This window comes from Tessaracoccus bendigoensis DSM 12906 (genome assembly GCF_900141915.1).
In the GTDB taxonomy this organism is placed as follows: Bacteria; Actinomycetota; Actinomycetes; order Propionibacteriales; family Propionibacteriaceae; genus Arachnia; species Arachnia bendigoensis.
In genome coordinates this window covers 1-19,019 of sequence record NZ_FQZG01000007.1, presented here as the reverse complement: position 1 = coordinate 19,019, position 19,019 = coordinate 1, and the positions used below count along the sequence as shown (strand labels likewise).

The 19,019-nt window shown below is 67.5% G+C and carries 19 protein-coding genes and 1 pseudogene; 10 read left to right on the top strand and 10 right to left on the bottom strand.

The genetic code is table 11. The features are described 5' to 3' along the window. Positions 1 to 11: 11 nt before the first annotated feature. On the top strand, positions 12 to 503 hold the full coding sequence (locus BUC15_RS21165) for a DUF6597 domain-containing transcriptional factor (RefSeq protein WP_425443324.1): 492 nt from the start codon (positions 12 to 14) through the stop codon (positions 501 to 503). Continuing rightward, a complete protein-coding gene (locus BUC15_RS20205; RefSeq protein ID WP_217652082.1) occupies positions 488 to 787 on the top strand; it encodes a helix-turn-helix domain-containing protein in 300 nt (99 codons plus the stop codon). Before BUC15_RS21165 ends, BUC15_RS20205 begins: the two co-directional genes overlap by 16 nt. A gap of 160 nt (positions 788 to 947) precedes the next feature. Here the strand turns inward: BUC15_RS20205 and BUC15_RS21065 are convergent, their stop codons facing one another. Further along, on the bottom strand, positions 948 to 1,454 hold the full coding sequence (locus BUC15_RS21065) for an FAD-dependent oxidoreductase (RefSeq protein ID WP_073185933.1): 507 nt from the start codon (positions 1,452 to 1,454) through the stop codon (positions 948 to 950). A gap of 279 nt (positions 1,455 to 1,733) precedes the next feature. On the opposite strand from BUC15_RS21065, the gene BUC15_RS19280 reads away from it, so the two are divergent. Then, positions 1,734 to 2,327, top strand: a complete 594-nt coding sequence (locus BUC15_RS19280; RefSeq protein ID WP_139280058.1) for a hypothetical protein — start codon at positions 1,734 to 1,736, stop codon at positions 2,325 to 2,327. A gap of 59 nt (positions 2,328 to 2,386) precedes the next feature. Here the strand turns inward: BUC15_RS19280 and BUC15_RS19275 are convergent, their stop codons facing one another. Both BUC15_RS19275 and BUC15_RS02210 read right to left on the bottom strand, forming a co-directional pair. Next, entirely contained in the window at positions 2,387 to 2,761 is a 375-nt protein-coding gene (locus BUC15_RS19275; RefSeq protein WP_073185930.1) for an amylo-alpha-1,6-glucosidase, read from the bottom strand. An 18-nt stretch (positions 2,762 to 2,779) separates the two neighbouring features. Next, the gene (locus BUC15_RS02210; protein WP_217652081.1) at positions 2,780 to 3,295 is read right to left on the bottom strand and encodes a hypothetical protein; all 516 of its coding nucleotides are present in this window, start codon (positions 3,293 to 3,295) and stop codon (positions 2,780 to 2,782) included. 238 nt (positions 3,296 to 3,533) lie between these two features. Here BUC15_RS02210 and BUC15_RS02205 point away from each other — a divergent pair, with 238 nt between their 5' ends. Continuing rightward, a complete protein-coding gene (locus BUC15_RS02205) occupies positions 3,534 to 4,106 on the top strand; it encodes a hypothetical protein (RefSeq protein ID WP_073185929.1) in 573 nt (190 codons plus the stop codon). A 92-nt stretch (positions 4,107 to 4,198) separates the two neighbouring features. On the opposite strand, the gene BUC15_RS02200 is transcribed toward BUC15_RS02205, so the two are convergent. From BUC15_RS02200 to BUC15_RS21060, 4 genes and pseudogenes are all read right to left on the bottom strand, one after another. Continuing rightward, a complete protein-coding gene (locus BUC15_RS02200; protein WP_073185928.1) occupies positions 4,199 to 4,498 on the bottom strand; it encodes a hypothetical protein in 300 nt (99 codons plus the stop codon). Between the two features lie 111 nt (positions 4,499 to 4,609). After that, on the bottom strand, positions 4,610 to 7,585 hold the full coding sequence (locus tag BUC15_RS18965) for an Ig-like domain-containing protein (RefSeq protein ID WP_084189292.1): 2,976 nt from the start codon (positions 7,583 to 7,585) through the stop codon (positions 4,610 to 4,612). 153 nt (positions 7,586 to 7,738) lie between these two features. Beyond that, positions 7,739 to 8,920, bottom strand: a complete 1,182-nt coding sequence (locus BUC15_RS02170) for an FAD-binding domain (RefSeq protein ID WP_073186008.1) — start codon at positions 8,918 to 8,920, stop codon at positions 7,739 to 7,741. A gap of 189 nt (positions 8,921 to 9,109) precedes the next feature. Beyond that, positions 9,110 to 9,208, bottom strand: a pseudogene (locus tag BUC15_RS21060) (DNA-binding response regulator); the annotation flags it as partial. 111 nt (positions 9,209 to 9,319) lie between these two features. Between BUC15_RS21060 and BUC15_RS02160 the strand changes: the two are divergent. The 4 genes from BUC15_RS02160 to BUC15_RS02145 are packed head-to-tail and all read left to right on the top strand — an operon-like array spanning position 9,320 to position 13,864. Continuing rightward, the gene (locus tag BUC15_RS02160) at positions 9,320 to 10,753 is read left to right on the top strand and encodes an extracellular solute-binding protein (protein WP_073185926.1); all 1,434 of its coding nucleotides are present in this window, start codon (positions 9,320 to 9,322) and stop codon (positions 10,751 to 10,753) included. After that, complete coding sequence (locus BUC15_RS02155) at positions 10,750 to 11,646, top strand: carbohydrate ABC transporter permease (RefSeq protein ID WP_073185925.1); 897 nt, start codon at positions 10,750 to 10,752, stop codon at positions 11,644 to 11,646. The genes BUC15_RS02160 and BUC15_RS02155 overlap by 4 nt, the downstream gene beginning before the upstream one ends. 10 nt (positions 11,647 to 11,656) lie before the next feature. Next, a complete protein-coding gene (locus BUC15_RS02150) occupies positions 11,657 to 12,517 on the top strand; it encodes a carbohydrate ABC transporter permease (RefSeq protein ID WP_073185924.1) in 861 nt (286 codons plus the stop codon). Positions 12,518 to 12,577: 60 nt separating this feature from the next. Next, complete coding sequence (locus BUC15_RS02145; RefSeq protein ID WP_073185923.1) at positions 12,578 to 13,864, top strand: glycoside hydrolase family 32 protein; 1,287 nt, start codon at positions 12,578 to 12,580, stop codon at positions 13,862 to 13,864. A gap of 89 nt (positions 13,865 to 13,953) precedes the next feature. Here the strand turns inward: BUC15_RS02145 and BUC15_RS02140 are convergent, their stop codons facing one another. Further along, the gene (locus tag BUC15_RS02140; RefSeq protein WP_073185922.1) at positions 13,954 to 15,015 is read right to left on the bottom strand and encodes a LacI family DNA-binding transcriptional regulator; all 1,062 of its coding nucleotides are present in this window, start codon (positions 15,013 to 15,015) and stop codon (positions 13,954 to 13,956) included. A gap of 347 nt (positions 15,016 to 15,362) precedes the next feature. After that, the gene (locus tag BUC15_RS02135; protein WP_245787857.1) at positions 15,363 to 15,941 is read right to left on the bottom strand and encodes a dihydrofolate reductase family protein; all 579 of its coding nucleotides are present in this window, start codon (positions 15,939 to 15,941) and stop codon (positions 15,363 to 15,365) included. A gap of 130 nt (positions 15,942 to 16,071) precedes the next feature. Between BUC15_RS02135 and BUC15_RS02130 the strand changes: the two genes are divergently transcribed. After that, positions 16,072 to 16,509 carry a VOC family protein gene (locus BUC15_RS02130; RefSeq protein ID WP_073185921.1) on the top strand — a complete coding sequence of 146 codons (438 nt, stop codon included), beginning with the start codon at positions 16,072 to 16,074 and terminating at the stop codon, positions 16,507 to 16,509. Here the strand turns inward: BUC15_RS02130 and BUC15_RS02125 are convergent. After that, positions 16,449 to 17,381 (bottom strand): hypothetical protein, encoded by a 933-nt coding sequence (locus BUC15_RS02125; protein ID WP_073185920.1) that lies wholly within the window; start codon positions 17,379 to 17,381, stop codon positions 16,449 to 16,451. The two genes, BUC15_RS02130 and BUC15_RS02125, sit on opposite strands and share 61 nt — an antisense overlap. A gap of 278 nt (positions 17,382 to 17,659) precedes the next feature. On the opposite strand from BUC15_RS02125, the gene BUC15_RS02120 reads away from it, so the two are divergent. Beyond that, complete coding sequence (locus BUC15_RS02120; protein WP_073185919.1) at positions 17,660 to 18,877, top strand: NAD(P)/FAD-dependent oxidoreductase; 1,218 nt, start codon at positions 17,660 to 17,662, stop codon at positions 18,875 to 18,877. Positions 18,878 to 19,019: the final 142 nt, after the last annotated feature.

The following is a 19,019-nucleotide window of genomic DNA, read 5'->3' as shown; positions in this document are numbered from 1 at the left end:
ACCCTGGAACTATGTTCGACCAGTCGCGAGGGGTGCTGTTTCCGTCGCGACTGCCTGCGTTCCACCGATTCGCGCCCCCAAAAGCGGTGGAGGAGTTGGTTCAGTGGTTCTGGATACCGGAGTGGGACCTCGAACCGGGCGTCGTATCACGTCAGACCGTCGTCAGCTATCCCGCCCTGAACCTCGTCATCGAGCCGCGCGGGGTATCGCTCGTGGGTGCAACGACGCGGATGAGCGAACGGAAGCTGCGCGGTAGCGGCTGGGCAGTGGGTGCACTTCTGCGACCCGCGGCCGTGCGCACGTTGACCTCGAATCCGAGCTCGCTTGTCGATACCGAGCAACCCCTGGACGCTCCCGCTCTTCACGCGCAGGTTGTCGCGGCGATGGGTAGTGCAAGCGAGCGACATGAGAAGGCCGTCGACGCTTTCACGCGATGGCTCAGCGCCCGTGCCTGTGAGTCCCGGCCGTTGCTCGGCACGCGAACACGATGCCGGAAGTGCTGATCGGTGAGGGCGGCGCGAACACTCCCACCGAGGCGGCCGTGCGGCTTGCGGTGTCGCTGCGCACGCTGCAACGCATGACACACCGATACATCGGTCTGCCACCGGCCGCCATTATCCGACGCCGGCGACTCCAGGACGCCGCTCAACTGGTGCGCGAGCAACCTGACATTTCCCTCGCAACGATAGCTGCCGATCTCGGCTACACCGACCACGCCCACCTCACCGGCGATTTCCGCAACGTGCTCGGTTTCACCCCCAGCGACTACCGCGCCGAGTCATCGTGAGGCAGTCGGAGGGCGTGTCCACTGCGACCGGACGCGCGTCCAGCCCGCCCGACGCTCGCCACGACAAACCGCACGGGCCACGTGCGAGGGCGGCTGGATGCCACGCGTCGATCACGATCTCGTTCAGATGAGCCATGATCACTTCCTAACGTTGTCATTCTCACTTTGCGTTTCCATGTCGGGGATTCGCGCACCGAGAGGGCGGCGCGGCGAGCCGTCTGCCTCGCAGGTCAGCAGCGATGATCCTCGCTACGGCTGCACCCATCGGCAGCGCCGTCTGACAGCACATCCGGGATACTGCGCCTCCTGCTGTCCTGGCGGCGGCGTCGCCCACAGCGAAGACGTTCGGATGGCTGACAGACCTCAGCTGATCGTCGACGAGTACCCTGCCGATCCGATCGACCGAGAGTCCGGCCTCGGTCGCCAATGCCGAGACGGCGAAGCCGCCGGCCCACACTGTCAGATCGGATGGGATGCGGCTACCGCTCGCAGTATGGAGGACAGCGCGGCGGCGGATCGGCGGGCTCGGGCGTGGGTCGCTTTCCACGCGCGTCAGAGTGGTGTGATCGTAGACGCTCACGCCAACTCTCTCCATCCCCGCTCCGAGATGCTTACGCGCGCGGGGCGACAGCCAGTGCCCAAGTGAACCCGAGGTCGTCAGGCGCACGTCGTCTCCTGCGCCCTAGCGCTGCTCTCCCCCGAGGTCCGGCACCTGCTGGCCCGGAGCCATCCGGTCATCGAGTCGCTAAAGATCGCCGTCGCCACAACGAGAACCGGAACCTGACGCGACGACCCCAGGCCAGGGTCTTCGCCGGCGATCGCGAGGCGGCGGCCGCCCAGGTCAAGGCGGGCGGCGGACTCATTGACAGAGATCCGGGACGAATGCGAGACTCGCAACACGTTGTCGGCACTGGATGATGACACGGACCTGGGGGAAGGATCGATCATGACCGCACGCAAGGCCGCCTCGACGGCGATGGCTCTACTGATAGCCGTGGCACTCGCGGGATGTGCGAGCGGATCCGGGGAGACCTCGCAGCCGACTCCGCCCGCCAGCACACCAGCGGAGACTCCCGCAAGCACACCAGCGGAGACTCCCGCAAGCACGCCCGCGGAGACTCCCGCAAGCACACCCGCGGAGACGACTGCCGAGTCAGCAGGATGCCCCGCAACCGTGTTCGAGGTTTTCGCCTCCCTGTCGAACATCGCCGAGGCCAGTGACCAGGCCGGGGCGATCGCCGACGCGATCGGTGTGAAGCTGCCCTCCGAGCCCGCGTGCACGATCACCTGGACCGACGACGCCGGCGAACCGAGCTTCACCATGTGGTGGCCCGGTAACGGTGCCACCACGACTGCGGCAGACATCCGGACAGCCATCGAGGAGGCGGGATTCACCGGAAAGACCGCCGGTCCGGGACAGAAGGTCTACTCCAAGGGCAAGGTCACCGAGCTGCACGTCGGCGCCTACGACCCGGATTCGAAGCTCGGCACCGCCGTTGGTGCGCCGACCGCCGTGCTTTACGGCACCGATCCGCGCTAACTCGAAGCGAGTTCTCAGCGCCGCGTCAATGCTCCTGGTGAGTCGGCCCCATAACGGAGTCAGCCGTCGAGCTGGCGCCAGACGCGCAGCAGCTCGGCGACTCCCCAGGCCTGGGCGCTGGCGGCTCGCGGCAGGTGCGGCGGGTCACCGTCGAAAGGTTCGCTGACACTGCCGACGCGCCCCTGGGTCAGGCCGGTCAGGGCGGCGTCCAGGAGGTCGCGGACGGCGGCGGGGTCGCGATGGGTGGGCAGGTGAGTGCTCAGGAAGGGGCCGAGCAGCCCAGCTCCAGGCCGGGCCCTGGTGGTACATCGCGTCCACGCGGTCTCGTCGGGTGCTGGGAAGGGTGTTCCATCGACGGTCGTGGTCAGTGTTCCGTTGGCGGCGACGATGATGAGGACGTGCGGCAGCAACGGATGTAGTGATGCGAGAACCACGGCGCCCGCCGCGCCAGATCACGATGCCGTGCGATGCGAGCGCCCGCCGACCTCTACCAGCGTCAACCTGCTGAGGTAGAGGTCGGCTGCTTCGTGGATGCTGGAAGGGTCGAAACTCCCGCGTCGGATTGGGACCGCCCGGCGTGTCAAGTACGCGGCAACCGTTCGGCGGATCACGCCGAATCGCGATGCCAGTTCCACGAGCGTCGCTCCCGCCCGATACTCCGCCACCAGGTCATCGACCTGCTCGGGGCGCAGAAGGGTTTGAGGCATCTCAAGTGACCGCACCATCCGACCCCGGGAGTGCGCCACCGTCGGCCCCGACGAACGGCGGTCCTGCTTGTAGAAGCCGCGTGACCTACGCAAAGACAGGGTTTTCAAGGGTGGGCAGGGGTTCTCAAACTCTCTACGCAGGTCCACCAGACGCACAAGGCTCGAACTCTTGCCAATGGAAACATTGGTGGAGGTTCGGGCCTTGTGTGCGTCTGCGGCCCAGGTCAGCGCGTTGGCGTTGACCTGGGGGTCGAGGAGCATCTCGAAGGGTCGGTTGTGCTCCGCAGCTCTTCGACCGGATCGCCCGGAACACGCCTGCCGAGATCAACGAGTCACTCTCCGAAATCCGCTCGTTGACCGAGTCACTCGTGCGTGAGCTACGGATCATCGCCGAGCTCCCAGGTCGCGCTACCGTGCCTCTCACGAAGAAGCGGAAGGACGCAAAGGCGTCTCAGCTCACTTGCAGGCAGCTCCTCGATGCCATCGAGCCCTGGCCGTCATGCTCCAGCCAGCAGTCGAGATGCCTGCATTGCCGACCACAGTGTGCGCACCCGAAGGGCTCGATCTTGATCCCTATCTGCACGTGCTTCGGTGGTTCTTGGAGGACGGTGAAGAACTCCGCAGCATTGCGTTCCCGTACGAGACCGGCGCGCACAACCTCACAGGAGTGGTGCCAGTGCTCCTGGCCAAGCGTGTCGATACGGCCTGGGACGCGCTCGCCCCCGGAAAGGTTGGCGCAATGGTCGAGATACTCACGTCCAGCACCTTCGTCGCGGTGACTGACCGTCGAATCGTCACCGCGACACCGAAGGCGCTTCCACGTCGTGGCGAGCTTGGCACCACGTACCCACTCGATGAGGTGAAGTACGTGCGTCCGAGAACAAATCACGGAGAGCGAGTGCGGCCAACCATCGGCGTCACCACAGAACGAAGTGATGTCCAGTGGATGTTCCCTGCTGACGCCGACCACGAGAGCATCGATGCCCTGGTGACTGTGATCGCAGATGGCGCGTCTGGTCGCACCGAAGCACGGGCTGCCATTGCCTCCGCTGCTGAGTTGCCGTCGGCGTAGCCTCCACACCTTGCGACAGAGCGGGAGCGCGGCGGCTTGCTGGCCGACGAGGAGCCGGGTCTCGCAGGATGCCTGGATCGGGCCGGCCTTGGTCAGCACAGTCTTGGACCGGGCGCCGTTGCGGGCGTTCCCGTCCCCTCCTCACCGGCCCGCTCATGCTTGTCATAGGCCAGGTGGGCGGCCAACTCGCCCCCAGCGCCGCCTCCACGACCAGCTTCGTCAACTGCGCGAGCAACCCCACCCTCGCCGTCGATTCCCAGCCCCTGCTTGTTGGCGTCGCCGCCCAGCTGTGCGATCAACGCCTTGTCCATCAACGGCTTGGCGGCGATGTTGGCCGTCACGTGCCCCTCCGTCCGGGGCGACTCAACCGCCGGCTCGTCCTGCACTGTCATCTCGTCCCTCCTGGGTCGGAGTTGCACCGTTGAAGGTACAGTCCCGAGCCGCTCGTTCGTGAGCAGCGCCCGGACCGGGCTCGGTCCGGGCGCTGCTCGGCTGGCCGCAAGTCAGCGGAAGCGGACCAGGTTGTTCACCACCCAACCCTGCTGCCAGGCGTAGGTCCGGTTGCCCGACCTGTCGAAGCCGTCGGACGCGATGTAGCTCACCCAGACCCAGGTCCGGCAGCCGTTGCGGCCGGAGACCGGCGTGTCGCACTCGGTGCGCCACCGCCGCCCGTCGGACGCCGTCCACTCACCGGTGTTCGCCAGCGGGTTGGTTCCCCACTGGGCTCGGGTCATGTATGGCAGATACGTCAGCGTGTTGAAGTACCAGCCGGTGACCCACCGGTACTCGCCGCGGACTCGAACCACCTGCGTCGCCCAGATGTCCGTGCGGCATCGCTGCGTCTGCGAGTACGGCTCGCACGTGGTGTACCACTTGCGACCGTTGACGAAGTGATACCCCGGAATCGAGTACAGGTCGCTGTGGGGGTTCGGAGGCGTCACGGTCGGTGAAGGCGACGGGCTCGGGGTGGGCGACGGGCTCGGCGTGGGTGTGGGTGTCGGGGACGGCGTGGGGGTAGGAGTCGGTGTGGGGGTTGGTGTGGGTGTGGGTGTCGGTGTCGGGGACGGCGTGGGTGTCGGGGACGGCGTGGGTGTCGGGGACGGTGTCGGTGTCGGGGACGGCGTGGGTGTCGGGGACGGCGTGGGCGTCGGTGTTGGTGTGGGGGCCGAAGTGACTACCTGGGTGACGGTGCCGTTGCTGCCCTGGAGCGTCGCGGTCCCGCTGAAGGTGGCGGTGATGGAGTGGCTGCCTACCGCCAGGGATGACGTGTTGAGGATTGCGGTGCCGTCGGTGGCGACAGGCGCGGTGCCGAGCGTGGTCGGTCCCTCGCTGAACGTGACCGTTCCAGTGGTGACGGGGAACCCGAGCGATGCGACCGAGGCTCTCAGCTCCACGGTCTCGCCGACGACGGAGGGGTTGGGGCCGGAGAGCAACGCCGTGGTTGTGACGATCGGCCGCACGACCTGGTCGAGGGTGTCGCTGCTGGATTGAAGTGCCGTCGTGCCTGAGAAGCTGGCGGTGACGGTGTGGGTGCCGACTGTCAGGGCCGAAGTGGTCAGGGTCGCGGTGCCGTCAGAGGCGACGGGCACGGTGCCGAGCGCGGTTCCGCCGTCGCTGAAGGTGACGGTGCCTGTCGTCACCGGGTTGCCTGCGGAGGCCACGGTGGCCGTGAAGGCAACCGCTGCACCGACGACCGACGGGTTGGGGCTGGAGCTCAACGCCGTGGTTGTGGTGGCCTGGCGCACGACCTGGCTGATGGTGGCGGTGCTCGGCTGGAGCGACGCGGTGCCGCCGTAGTTGGCCGTGATCGTGTGGGTGCCGACCGCCAGGGCCGAAGTGGTCAGGGTGGCGGTGCCCGCGAGCACCGGCGCGGTGCCGAGCACCGTCGATCCGTCATTGAATGTGACCGTTCCCGAGTTGACGGCCGTGCCGCCGGAGGCGACCGATGCGCTGAGCGTCACCGAACCGCCGACGGTGGAGGGGTTGGGGGAAGCTGTCAGGGAGGTCGTGGTCGGGCTCACCGATTCGATCGTCAGGCACCAGCCGCCCGAGATTCCGCCCGCATCCCCGCTGGCATCGTCGGTCACCCACAAGCTCCAGGTTCCGTTCGGGTTCGCGCCCGCGAAGGTGGCAAGGGTGGCCCCGACGGCGGGTGACGGTGCTGGGGCGGGGAACGTGTCGGGCCCTTCGCCTGCGTTGGTTGGCCGGAACGACCCGCTCGTGAGGGCGGCCGGAACGCCGCTCGCGGCGTCGTCATCGAACGTAACGTTCAGGCCACTGACGGGCGAGATGCCGCCCGCGTCGCTCAGCAGGATCACGTTGTTGGTGGGGGTCGGGCCGGAAAGCAGAACATCGAGGTCGATCGGGGCCGTATGGGAGACGCCTCTCAACGTCGCCGTCACCTTCGTCACCGTGCCGGTGATGCCGGAGACGAACACGTTCGACGGGTACGGCTGCGCGGTCCCGAGCAGGGGGACGGCCAACGGGCCGGCGTTGCAGAAGGTGTTGCCCGTGACCACGGTCGCGTTGTCGACGCGCTGCGTGAGGCTGCCGTTGCTGGTCAGGAATCCCGAGGCGCCGCTGTAGGTGGCGCGGATCAGATGGGTGCCCTCCGCTAGCCCTGAGGTGCTAAACGTTGCGACCCCGCCCGCGCTGACCGGCACCGGGGCCCCCAGTGCGGTGGCGCCGTCGGAGAACTGCACGGTGCCCGCCGTGACAGGCCCGCCTGCAGAAGCGACGGTGGCCGTGAACGTCACAGGTGCTCCCGTGGTCGACGTCGCATTCGACGACGTGACCGTCGTAGCCGTCGCCACCGCCGCGACCTCCGTCGTGAGTGTGAGGCTCCACCCTCCGGCCATGTTCCCGACGTCGCCGCTCGTATCGTCGACCACGAAGAGTTGCCAGTTGCCGTTCGGGTTGATGCCCGTGAAGGCTCCCGCAAGGGTGGTCTGGGTCGAGGGGGCCGGGGCCGGGGCAGGGAACGAGTCGGTACCGCCGCCTGCAACGTTGGTCGGCCGGTATGTCCCGCTCTGCACCATCGCCGGTGGGGCGGAGACCGGGCCCGCCGCGGCGTCGTCGAAGGTGAGGGTCGTGTTGTTGGCAATTGCCAGGGAGTTGGGGTCGCCGATGTCGGAGAGCACCACGAGGTTCTGGCCGCCAGGGGCGACCAGGAGAGCATCGACGTCGTTGAGTGCGCCATGAGTGAGGTTGTGGAAGGTGACTGTCGCCTTCGACAGGCTTCCGGCAAGGCCCGAAACCGCGATTGTGGACGGGTAGGGCGAAGCGGGGCCGGTCTGGTTGGGCGATCCTGTCGCCGGGATGGCGATGGCAGAGGTGTTCGAGAAGGTCGTCGGGCCGTCTGCCCTGGCCTGGGACGGGCCTGGTATCAACCAGCCCATTGTCAAAGTCAACAGAACGGCGACGGTCAGGGCTGGGAGACCCAGCGCGGTTCGTCGGGGGTGGAGGGTTCCTCGGGTCATGACGTGGCCTCGCAAATCATCGTCGGTGCACCGAGCCGACTTCGGGGAAGGCCTGCTCGTGGGGGGTTGCGGACGAACCTCTGGCGGCACAGTACCTCGAAAAATGGCGCCATTCGTCGGGTTGGCCGTTCCGCCCTCAGGCCTTCGGTGCGGTCAGCTCGTCAAGGGAATCGACGGCAGCATGATCGGGTCGCGCAGGCTGCGACCAGCCATCCGGTTCGCCGTGAAGGGGAAGGACATGAGGCCGATTGCCGCTTTACGCAGCAGCAGTTGCGTGAGGTTGCGGGGGGCGAACGCACCCCCAAGACCAACCGCCGCGTCCTGCTCTTTTCGGACGAGCCCAGCCAGTTGTCGCTCGTAGCCTGCAAACGCGGCCCTGTGATCTCCACCGGTCCGGCGCAGTTCGCATGCCAGGACGTATGCCTCGATCATCGCCAAGGCTGCCCCCTGTCCGGCCAACAGCGAAGGGCAGGCCGCGGCGTCACCGATCAGGACAATGCGCCCACGCGACCATGAGGGCATCCTGATCTGGCTCGCACGGTCGATGTAGAACGAGCGGGCCCGGGGCAGCGCCCCCAAGATCGCTGGCACCTCCCAGCCGATGTGGCCCAGCCGTGCACGCAGCAGCGCGTGCTGCACGCGTCGGTCATCCGGTAGTTCCCCGCGGTGGCGGAACATGAGACAAAACATCGTCGCGTCGTCGTGCATCGGGACCCGGAGCACCTGTGCCCCGACCCGGGTGTGGGTCACCGCCACGAGTTCCTCCCGTGGGCGGTACCCGACCAGGTCGAAGGTAGCGACCGCGATTCCGAGGTCGCGTTCGAAGTCCTTCTCCGGTCCGAATGTGAGTGCGCGGACCCGTGAATGCAGGCCGTCCGCACCAACGACGAGGTCGAACTCTCTGGAGCGGGAGTTTGAGAACTCGACGCGTACCCTCTCGCCGTCGTCATCCAGGGCGCACACGGTGTTGCCCAAGATCGTCTCCACGCCTTGCCCCATCGCGTCGTAGATGGCCAGGGCCAGATCGGCCCGGGCGATGCTGACGAAGCGACCGTCGCTCAACCCGGTGAGCTTACTTGGGTCAAAGTGTGTGATCCGCTTGCCGCTGGAGGCGACCTCGCGGACCTCGTGGATGCGGTAGCCCTCGTCCATCAACCGGGGCACGATCCCCATCCGTTCAGCGACGTCGAACCCCGCTCCCCAGAAATCCACGAGGTAACCGCCCCGGCGTGGTTCCGGTGCGCTCTCAACCAGAGTGACGCCATGGCCAAGGCGCTGCAGCCAGTACGCCAGGGTGGGGCCGGCGATCCCCGCACCGACGATCAGGACCCGCACGGCGGTTCCCAAGGGAGTTGTTGCTTCACGGCGTCGGCTCCTGTCCGGCTATCCCCCCGACTCGTTTAGAAATCCCCCGGGAACACACTTACCCCCAGCCTGGCGATCCGAAACATCACGCGTCGATGTAGCTGAGGGTGACGGTGATTCTAGTCGTCATTTCAGGATTCGTCGCCGGTAGCCCTCGGCCGCCAGCATCGACTCGCCGCGCGCCGCCGCCCGGACGGCCTCGATGAGCTCTTCGGGGAATGCATCCTTGAGCAGGTAGCCGGTGGCCCCGGCCTCGATCGGAGGAGGGTGATTCCGGTGATCCGCTTGACACCGCGCGGTGGGCGACGTAGTGTGACTAACACGTGTTAGGACCGGTCCGTGAGGCCGCAACCCAAACGAAGGAGAGTCATGGGCGACTCGACAAGAAGAGGCGACGTCACAAGACGTGCCCTGCTCGGCGCGATCGGTCTCGGGGCCGTCGGCGCCACCGTCGCGGCCTGGCCGCGGCTGACGGGCAGCGACATCCCCGGGCGTGGTGAGGACCGGCTCACCATCGCAATCATCGGAACCCAGGCCGACGCGGAGGCTCGCGCGAACCTGGTGAAGGAGTTCGAAAGGCAGAACCCCGGCATCAAGGTGCGGATCATGGCCATCCAGTCGGTCGACTGGCAGGACTTCTTCAGCAAGATCCTGACCATGGTCGCAGCCGGCACCCCGCCGGACATCGTCAACGTCGCGACGGAGGGGGCGCAGCTGTTCGCGGAGCGCCTCGCGCACCCCATCGACGAGTACGTCACCCGCGACAAGGAGGACATGCGCGAGTACTTCGCCGACGTCCACCCGAGCCTCGTCGAGGCGTTCATGTACCGCGGGCACCTCTACCAGCTTCCGATCGACTGGAACGCGGCAAACATGTACTACAACACCAGTGCATGGAACGCGGCGAGGCTGCCCGACCCGGCGGAGAACTGGACGCAGGTGGACTTCCGGGCCGCGCTCGCCTCCATGAAGCAGGCCGCCAGCGGCGACTTCGTGCCCTACTACTGGACCAACCGCCTCTTCGGAGGTGTGGTGCCATGGCTGTACGCCAACAACACCTCCTTCCTGAAGGAGGAGAAGGCGCCCGGTGGTGAATGGCTCTGGGACGAGTTCTACGGCGACAGCCCGGCCAGGTCGCTGCTGTCCGGCGGCTACCTTTGGCAGCAGCCGAACGCGGACGCGCCCGAGGTCTACGAGAGCTTCGACTTCCTGCGTGGGCTGGTCGTCGACGGCCTCGGCGTCCGGCCCGAGGGCGGCGGCGGCAACACGCTGGTGGGTCAGTTTGCATCCGGCCGCGTCGGCACTACCCCGGCGGGCGGCTACTGGGTCCAGGGGTTGCACGAGGCCGGCATGAAGCCGACCGACTACGACGTCCAGTTCTTCCCCCGCTGGGCCACCGGCGAGGGCTCGGAGTTGCAGCGACACCAGTTCGGCACCGCCGGCTACGCGATCATGAAGACCGCGAAGGACAAGGAGGCCGCTTGGCAGTGGCTCAAGTTCTCGGCCTCGCTCGAGGGCATGAAGCTGATCTTCAGCAACCCGAACACGACGCCGTCGCGGCGCTCGATGGTCAACGAGGAACTGTTCGGCGTGAAAGGTCCGAAGCACTGGAAGCGGTTCTACGACACGCTCGACCGGTTCCCCGCGACCGGGCCGATCCCGGCGCCGCCGCAGCAGGGCTCGGTCGAGACCGCACTGATCAAGAACGTCTCGCTCGCCGTCAGCGGCAGCGAGGCCCAGATGAAGAGCGCACTGCAGTCGCTGCAGCGCGATCTCGAACTGGCACTTAGGAGTAACGCATGAGCGCCAAGTCCGTATCCAGATCCCGTGGGTCGTCCCTGATGGCCTACCTGTTCCTGGCGCCGACGCTGGCCGGCATCGGGATCTTCACCCTCATCCCGATCGTCGGCTCCCTGGTGCTGGCGTTCTTCCGCTGGGACATCATCAGCAACCCCGAGTTCGTCGGCTTCCAGAACTTCACTGAGGCCGCAGCGGACCCGACGGTGCTCGTGAGCTTCGGCAACACCATCTTGTTCGTCGTGATCGCGGTCGTGCTGCAACTCGGGCTGGCCCTTCTCCTGGCCGTCCTGGTGCAGGAGCGCCTCCCCAACTGGCTGCGGGTGTTCTTCCGCTCGGCGTTCTTCTTCCCGCTGATCCTGTCGGCCGCGTCCGTGTCGATCTTCATGGGTTACCTGTTCAACGAGCAGTTCGGCGTCGTCAACTGGTTCCTCGGCCTCGTCGGCATCCCGGCGGTGCCGTGGCTGACCACCCCGACCGGCGCGTCCACCGTCATCATCCTGGTGTATGTGTGGCAGAACTTCGGCTTCTCGTTCCTGCTGTTCCTGGGTGCCCTGGCGGGCATCCCGAAGGAGGTCTACGAGGCCGCCTCGATCGACGGGGCGACCGGGTGGCGCAAGCACCGCAACGTCACGATCCCGCTGATCAGCCCCACGACCCTGGTCGCCTCCGTAATGGCCATCATCAGCGCGCTGCAGATGTTCGACCAGCCATACGTCCTGACGCGCGGCGGGCCGGGCGATGCCACCCGCACCGTCGTCATGGTCATCTACGAGACGGCGTTCAAACGGCTCGAGTTCGGCAAGGCATCGGCCATCGGCCTGATCCTCATGCTTCTCATCATGGCCGTCACCGCCCTCCAGTTCCGCCTCAGCAAGCGCTACGTCTTCTACCAGTGAGGAATCAGAGATGACCACTCAGACCATCACCGCAACGGCCAAGCGCCGTCGCCCGTTCGACTGGGGAATGGCGCTTCGCATCCTGGTCCTCGTGCTCGTCGGCGCGCTCATCCTCGGCCCGGTGCTGTGGACGTTCTCGACGTCGCTGCGCCCTCCGGCCGAGGGGCTGACGCTCCCGCCGTCCTTCATCCCACTCAACCCCGACTTCGGCTCGTACGCCGAGGTGTTCCGCCAACTCAACATGGGCCTGTTGGTGCTCAACAGCGCCCTGGTCACCGGGCTGATCGCCGTCGGCCAGATGCTGTCGGCGGCGCTGGCCGGGTACGCGTTCGCCTTCCTGAAGTTCAAGGGCAAGTCGGCGCTGTTCTCACTCGTGCTGGCCACCATGATGATCCCCGTCCAGGTGACCATCGTGCCGGTGTTCATGCTGATCCGCGGCATGGGACTCTCCGACACCCTGCTGGCGCTGATCCTGCCCGCGATCCCGACGGCGTTCGGCACGTTCCTGATGCGCCAGTACTTCCTGGGGCTGCCGACGGAGTTGGCCGAGGCCGCCACCGTCGACGGCGCGTCGCCGCTTCGGATCTTCTGGTCGATCTACGCGCCGCTCGCAATGCCCGGCCTGGCGATCGTCGGCATCCTCGCGTTCAACTTCCACTGGAACGAGTTCTTCAGACCCCTGATCCTGACGATCTCCGAGCAGAACTTCACTTTGCCGCTCGGCCTGGTGACGCTGCAGGGCAACATGGGCACCGGCAGCATCTCGGTCGTCCTGGCCGGTGTTGTGCTGTCCATGATTCCGGCGCTCGTGGTGTTCCTCTTCGGCCAGCGCACCCTGCGTGAGGGCTTGACGGCAGGCGCAGGCAAGTAGTCCCACCCCGGGGCCGGGCGATTTCCGTCCGGCCCCGCCCGCAACGCGAAAGAATCGAGCATGACCTCCGCAGCAGCACATCCCGACCGCAGTTTCCCTTCCCTGCACGGCCGACCCGCCACCGGCTGGCTGAACGACCCGAACGGCATCCACTTTGCCGATGGGCGCTGGCACGTGTTCTTCCAGTACAACCCCGAATCGGCGCGGCACAACCACATCACCTGGGGGCACGTCAGTTCCCCTGACATGTTGCGCTGGGAGGAGCATCCCATCGCGCTGCGCCCCGATCCGGACGGCCTCGACCCGGCCGGCTGCTGGTCGGGCGTGGCCACCGTCGAGGACGGCGTGCCGACGCTCGTCTATTCGGGGGTTACCCTCGACTACGACCGCTCGCGGGTCGTCATCGCGCGCCGCGGCGCCGACGCCGACGAGTGGCTCCGGCAGGAGGAGGTCGCCGCACCCTTCCCTTCGACCGAGGGCGTCACCGCGGTGCGTGACCCCTTCCTGTTCGAGCTTGATGGTCGACGGTGGGGCATCCAGGGTGCCGGGCTCGCCGACGGCCGGGGCGCCATCCTGCTCTACGACACGACCGATCTGGGTGCATGGCGCGAGCTGGGGGTGTTGCTCTACGGCGACGATCCGGTTGCGGACCAGTTGCCGCCAAGCAACATCTGGGAGTGCCCGCAGCTGGTGCGCGTCGGTGACGACTGGGTGCTGATGGTGTCGCTGTGGCGCCAGGATGACCTGACGGGGGTCGGCTACCTGGTCGGCGACCTTGCCATCGACGCCGACACCGGACATCCGTCGTTCACCCCGCGCAGCCACGGTCTGATCGAGGACAACCCGTCGTTCTACGCTCCGCAGGCCGTACAGGTCGACGGCCGGGTGCTGCTCTGGGGCTGGGCGAGGGAGACCTCCGGGATCGATGGCGTGCGCGGCCGCACGCTCGAGGACAGTGACGCCGTCGGCTGGACGGGGTCGCTGACGTTCCCGCGTGAGGTGGTCGTCGACGGCGATGTCGCGCGGCTCGTCCCAGCAAGGGAGTTGGTGGGGCTCCGTGGCGAACCTGTCGTCGGTGACGAGTTGCCCGACCGTGCGTGGGTCGAGTTGTCGGGTGCGGGGGAGGCCTCCCTGGTGCTCACCGACGGCGAGGCCCGCCAGGTGATCTGGCAGGGGGTGATCGGTGTCGGCTCCTCCGTGACATTGCTCATCGACGCCTCGATGATCGAGGTGTTCCCTCAAGGCGCCAGGTCTGACACGCTGCGGGCCTACCCCGAGGGGGCCGAGAAGTACCGGATCGAGGCCGGAGAAGGAGTCGGCGTCAGCGCCTGGGATCTGCGGGTCTGAGGGGAATCCGACGGATAAGTGCGGCTGGATGCTCCGCAAAAGCCCGAAATTTCGATTCGGTCGTTGTGACCGCACTTATCCGTCGGGGCTCAGCCTGAGACGGGGGCCGTCGACTTGCGGACGACCAACCCGCACTCCAACCTGACCTCACCGACCGGTCTTGTCGCGGCGTCGAACTTGTCGGGCTCGACGGCGGCGAGCACCGCCCTCATCGCGCGGCGGCCCATCTCAGACAGCGGCAGCGCAACGGTCGTCAACGCCGGGACCATGTCCGAGGCGACGTTGCGCTGGTCGTCATAGCCCACCACCGACAGGTCTTCCGGCACCCTCAACCCCAACCGGCCGGCCGCCAGGATCGTCCCGATCGCGACACGGTCGTTGGGGGCGACCAGCGCGGTGGGACGTCGCTCGGCCGATACATCGAGCAGTCGCATCGCTCCGTGGTAGCCAGGCGAGATCTGGAAACCGGCCTCGGCCACGAGTGACTCGTCCACCGGAAACCCTGCCGCGGCCATCGCCTGCCGGAAGCCATCCTCACGCCACCCCGATGCGGGCGTGTCCTGCTCGCCACGCAGCAGCCCGATGCGACGGTGCCCAAACCCGATCAGGTGCTCGGTCCCGACCCGCCCGCCGGATACCTCGTCCGGGATGAAGCGGGGGAGCAGGTCGGCGCCTTCGGGTGACCCCGGTCCTGGGAAGCAGTTGGCAAGGGCCGCGGGTACCCGCATGAAGTCGTCCAGCACCCGCGTCTCGTGCAGCCCGACGGTCAGATAGATGAGGCCGTCCACGCCCTGGTCGAGCAGGCGGCGCAGCGTATCGGCCCCCTGGTCGGCCTGGTTCTCCGTGTCCGCCGACAGCGTCAGGTAGCCGTGCTCCCGGGCGACGGCGTCGGCGCCGCCGATGATCTCGCCGTCGAACGGACCGGTCACGGCGGCGTTGGAGAGGATTCCGATCAGCTTGGTCTGCTGGTTCCGGAGGCTGCGGGCAACCAGGTTCGGGGTGTAACCGAGTTGCCCGGCGACCTCACGGATCCGCTGCTGGGTCTCGGTCGCAAGGAAGTCGTCACCGCGGCCGTTGAAGACCAGTGAGACGGCGCTGCGCGACACCCCGGCGGCATCTGCCACCTGTTTGGCCGTGACCTTCTTCCCCATCCGGTCACCCTACCGTGCGGGCCTGTGGTCTCCCCGACGGGGCCGACGCGGGTCCCTGACCGGCGCGGGATCCCGAACCCTCCCCGGGCGGGGTCCCCGAACCCCGGGCGCGGTTCCGAAAATCGGCCAGTGGTCGATTCTGGGTGGTCTGGTGTCGAGTATGGGCCAATGCCCTGCGACGCCGTTTGGGTGCGGGTCCCCGAACCCCGGGCGGGGTCTCCGAAAATCGGCCAGTGGTCGATTCTGGGTGGTCTGGTGCCGAGTATGGGCCAATGCCCGGCGATTGTCCCTCACAACGTCCGACGACGCACGCGGGCCCCGACCCAAACGCGCCATCGCCCGCGACTTCAGCCGTCACGACCGGCCGGAACGTCCGATGGTCGGCCGAGCACCCGGTAGCGGCCGCAGAGGAAGCTCCGGTTGCGGGCCACATCGATGAGTTCGAGGTCCAACGCCCTGGGCAGCAACGGTGCTCCGGCACCCAACGTGACCGGTGCGTACTGCACCCACACCTCGTCCACCAGCTCTGCATCGCAGAATTGTCCGGCCAGATCGCCACCTCCGACGACCCAAAGGTCTTGTCCCTGCGCGGCCGCCGTCATCTCGGCATGCACTTGACGGACGTCTGCACTGGTCAACCGCACATCGACGCCTTCGGGGATCGGCAGCCGACGGTGGGTGAACACCCAGGTCGGCTGACGGTAGGCCCAACCGTCCGGGTCATTCCGGAGCACCCATTCATAGGTCGACGCCCCCATTGCGAGCGCCCCGATGGAACGCTCGAACTCCTGGTACGACATGGGGCCGTCCTGGTCGAAGTCCTGCTTCAGCAGCCAGCCCAGCGAGTGCTCGGTGGTTGCGATGAAACCATCGAGGCTGCAGGCGGTGAAGTAGTGGGTGGTCATGATGCCCATCATGGTCGACATCGGCACACGCGGAGACACGCCAGCGTGAGTCCGCCAGGTGGTGCTTCCGTCTCGACGGCAAGGTGCAGTTCCTGACGGGACCGCCGTCGGGCTCGCGGGCGATCCATCAGCCGAAGCGTAGAGTCGGGCAATGGTCATCAAACTCGAGAACGTCGGCATCGCGGTGAGAGACCTGGAAGCCGCCATCGCCTTCTTCACCGACCTCGGCCTCACCGTCCTCGGGCGCCAGGAGGTCAGCGGCGATTGGGCCGACACCGCCGTCGACCTCGACGGCAACCACGCCATGATCGCGATGCTGCAGACGCCGGACGGCCAGGGCATGCTCGAACTCTTCGAGTACCTCCATCCCGAAGCCATCGAGACGGACCCGACGCGCCCCAATGAGATCGGCATGCACCGCGTGGCGTTCTCGGTCGACGACCTCGACGCGGCCCTCGCGGTTGCCGCCCGGCACGGCTGTTACCCGCTCCGCGGCGTCGCCACGTACGAGGACGCCTACCGGCTCACCTATCTGCGTGGCCCCAGCGGCATCCTCGTGATGCTCGCCGAGGAACTGAACAGCCGGTAGACGACGCGCACGTAGCCGTCACGGCCCATGAACGCCTGGTGGCGGTAGTCAGCGATGCTCTGCCCGAACTCCCAGGTCTGCCTCCAGTCGAACCAGGCGCCGAGGCTGGACAGGGCGAGATTCGCCACGAGGAGGGGGGTGTCGGCATTCTCCGGGATGCCCCCATGGGTCTGGGCGACGATGGCGTACCGGTCGAACGGTTTCAGAGGCTGGTCATCGTCGCTGCCCGGGATGAAGTCGGCCGGTGCCTGGTCCTGATCGCGGTTCCAGAGTGCCCGGACGATGCGCCGCCCGGCGTCGGCGTCGTCGAGGGTGCCGTCATCCCGGCGGACGGTGAGCCGGGTGCGCCACAGCTCTGCCCGGCCGGGCGGGCCGACGGGTGCGACGGCGTGGCTGAAGGCGCCTTGTGGGCCGGGGGAGACCACCAGGTGGTAAGGCGCCTCGATGGCGGTCTCATCGTCTGCCGGTGGTTCGGGACCTGCCCCGTCCAGCGCTTCACCAGCCGCGGTGGCGAGCTTCGAGACGCGCAGCGGCAGGTCGGGCAGGGCCGCCAGCACGCCGTCGAGCGTGAACGGTATCCGGGTGCCCTCCGCGAGTTGGTAGACGATCCGGGTCGGCCCGGCAGCGACGTGCTGCGACGGCGTGGGCGGGGGCGCGGGCGGGGCCGGCATCGTCTGCCAGACCTGCTCGCCGATGTGCTGCGGCGGGAAGTGGAGCACCAGCGCGGAGTCGGGCCCGCAGACCAGCTCCGAGCCGCCGTCGATCGGTTCCAGCGTGCAGCCGGTCGCCTCGAGTCGCAGGTCGATCAGGTCGTCGGTGCGTAGCAGGCGCGCCTCAATGATCGGCACGCGGTCTTCGTCGTTGTTTCCCATGGAGCGCACGTTCCTTGCCGTCAGCTGACGCATGCCCCGCCGTCAAACCCGGGGCCGTTCTGGGGCCGGGTCGAAACCTGGTCGTCGTCCGTAGCCAAGTGCGAATGCCCGGGAGCAGGGCACGGCCTGCTCCGGGGGAGATAGCCCGAGATTCTACTCCCCGGCGCGCCGGTGATCCAGAGGCGGGAAACCGTCGGCCAGGTGCATGCAGCCTGCCGAATCAGACCCAGCGGCCGACCCCCCGACATAGGCTCGAACCCAGAAGGATAGGAGCTGTCATGAGCACATATGTGGTGATTGGTGGAGGGCTGGCCGGAGCAAAGTCCGTCGAGGAGTTGCGTGACCTTGACGGTGAGGCCCGCATTGTCCTGGTCGGCGGCGAGGCCCATCTGCCGTATGAGCGGCCCCCGCTGTCGAAGGAGTATCTCGTCGGTGGGAAGGCGTTGGAGGAGTTCACGCCATTGGCGGCAGGATGGTTCGCGGACAACGAGGTCGAGGCGCGGCTCGGGATCTTCGCCACCGACGTCGACGCGGCGGGTCGGCTGGTTCACCTCTCGGACGGCTCAAGCCTCGCCTACGACGGCCTGATCCTGGCCACCGGGTCCCGGCCCCGCACCCTGAACCTGCCTGGTGTGGGCCGCTCTGGGGTGCAGACACTGCGCACGCTCGAGGATGCGGACCAACTGCGCGCCGTCCTCACCGCCGGTGGGCCGCTGGTCGTCTACGGCGGCGGCTGGATCGGGCTCGAGGTCGCCGCGGTGGCCCGCACGATGGGGGTCCCCGTCACGGTCGTGGTGCGAGAAGACCGGGTACTGCGGCAGCTCGGCGACGAGGTCGCCCCACGCTTCGTGGCGATGCACCGGGAACACGGCGTCGAGTTCGCGTTCAACTCGACCATCGCGTCGATCGACGGGGACGGCGAGCGTGGCGCCGTCAAGTCGGTGACGCTCGGCGACGGACGCCGGGTGGAGGCAGCCGCCGTCCTGATCGCGGTCGGTGCTGAACCCCGCGTGGAGTTGGCGCAGGCGGCAGGGCTGGAGGTCGAGGGCGGCGTGCTTGTCGACGACTCGCTCCGCAGCAGCGATCCCGCGATCTTCGCCGTCGGAGACATCGCGAACGCGGAGAACCGGTGGGTGGGCGGCCGCATCCGGGTCGAGCATTGGGCCACCGCGCTGAGCCAGCCGGCCATCGCCGCCCGCGGAGTAGTCGGCGACGAGGCGCATTACGACCTGCCGCCGTTCTTCTACACCGACCAGTACGACCTCGGGATGGAGTTCCGGGGAGTCATCCCCGACGGCGCCACCCTCGTGACCCGCGACACCGATGAGGGATACATCTCGTTCTGGCTGCGGGGCGATGGCGTCCCGCGGGCGGTGATGAACGTCAACGTCTGGGACCAGGGCGACGCGATCGATGCCCTGCTGAAGGCCGGTCGGCCGGCGGATGCGGCGAAGCTGCGCGATCCGGGGGTCCCCCTCGACGCCGTCGCTGTCTGATGGTGGCGGTGGCGGCGGCCGTTTCGGCCTCGCCCACCCCGGGGAAAATCGGCCAGTGGTCGTTTCTGCCGTGTCTGGGGTCGAGTATTGGCCACTGCTTGGTTCTGACCGGCTGCTCACCCTGGGGAAAATCGGCCATTGG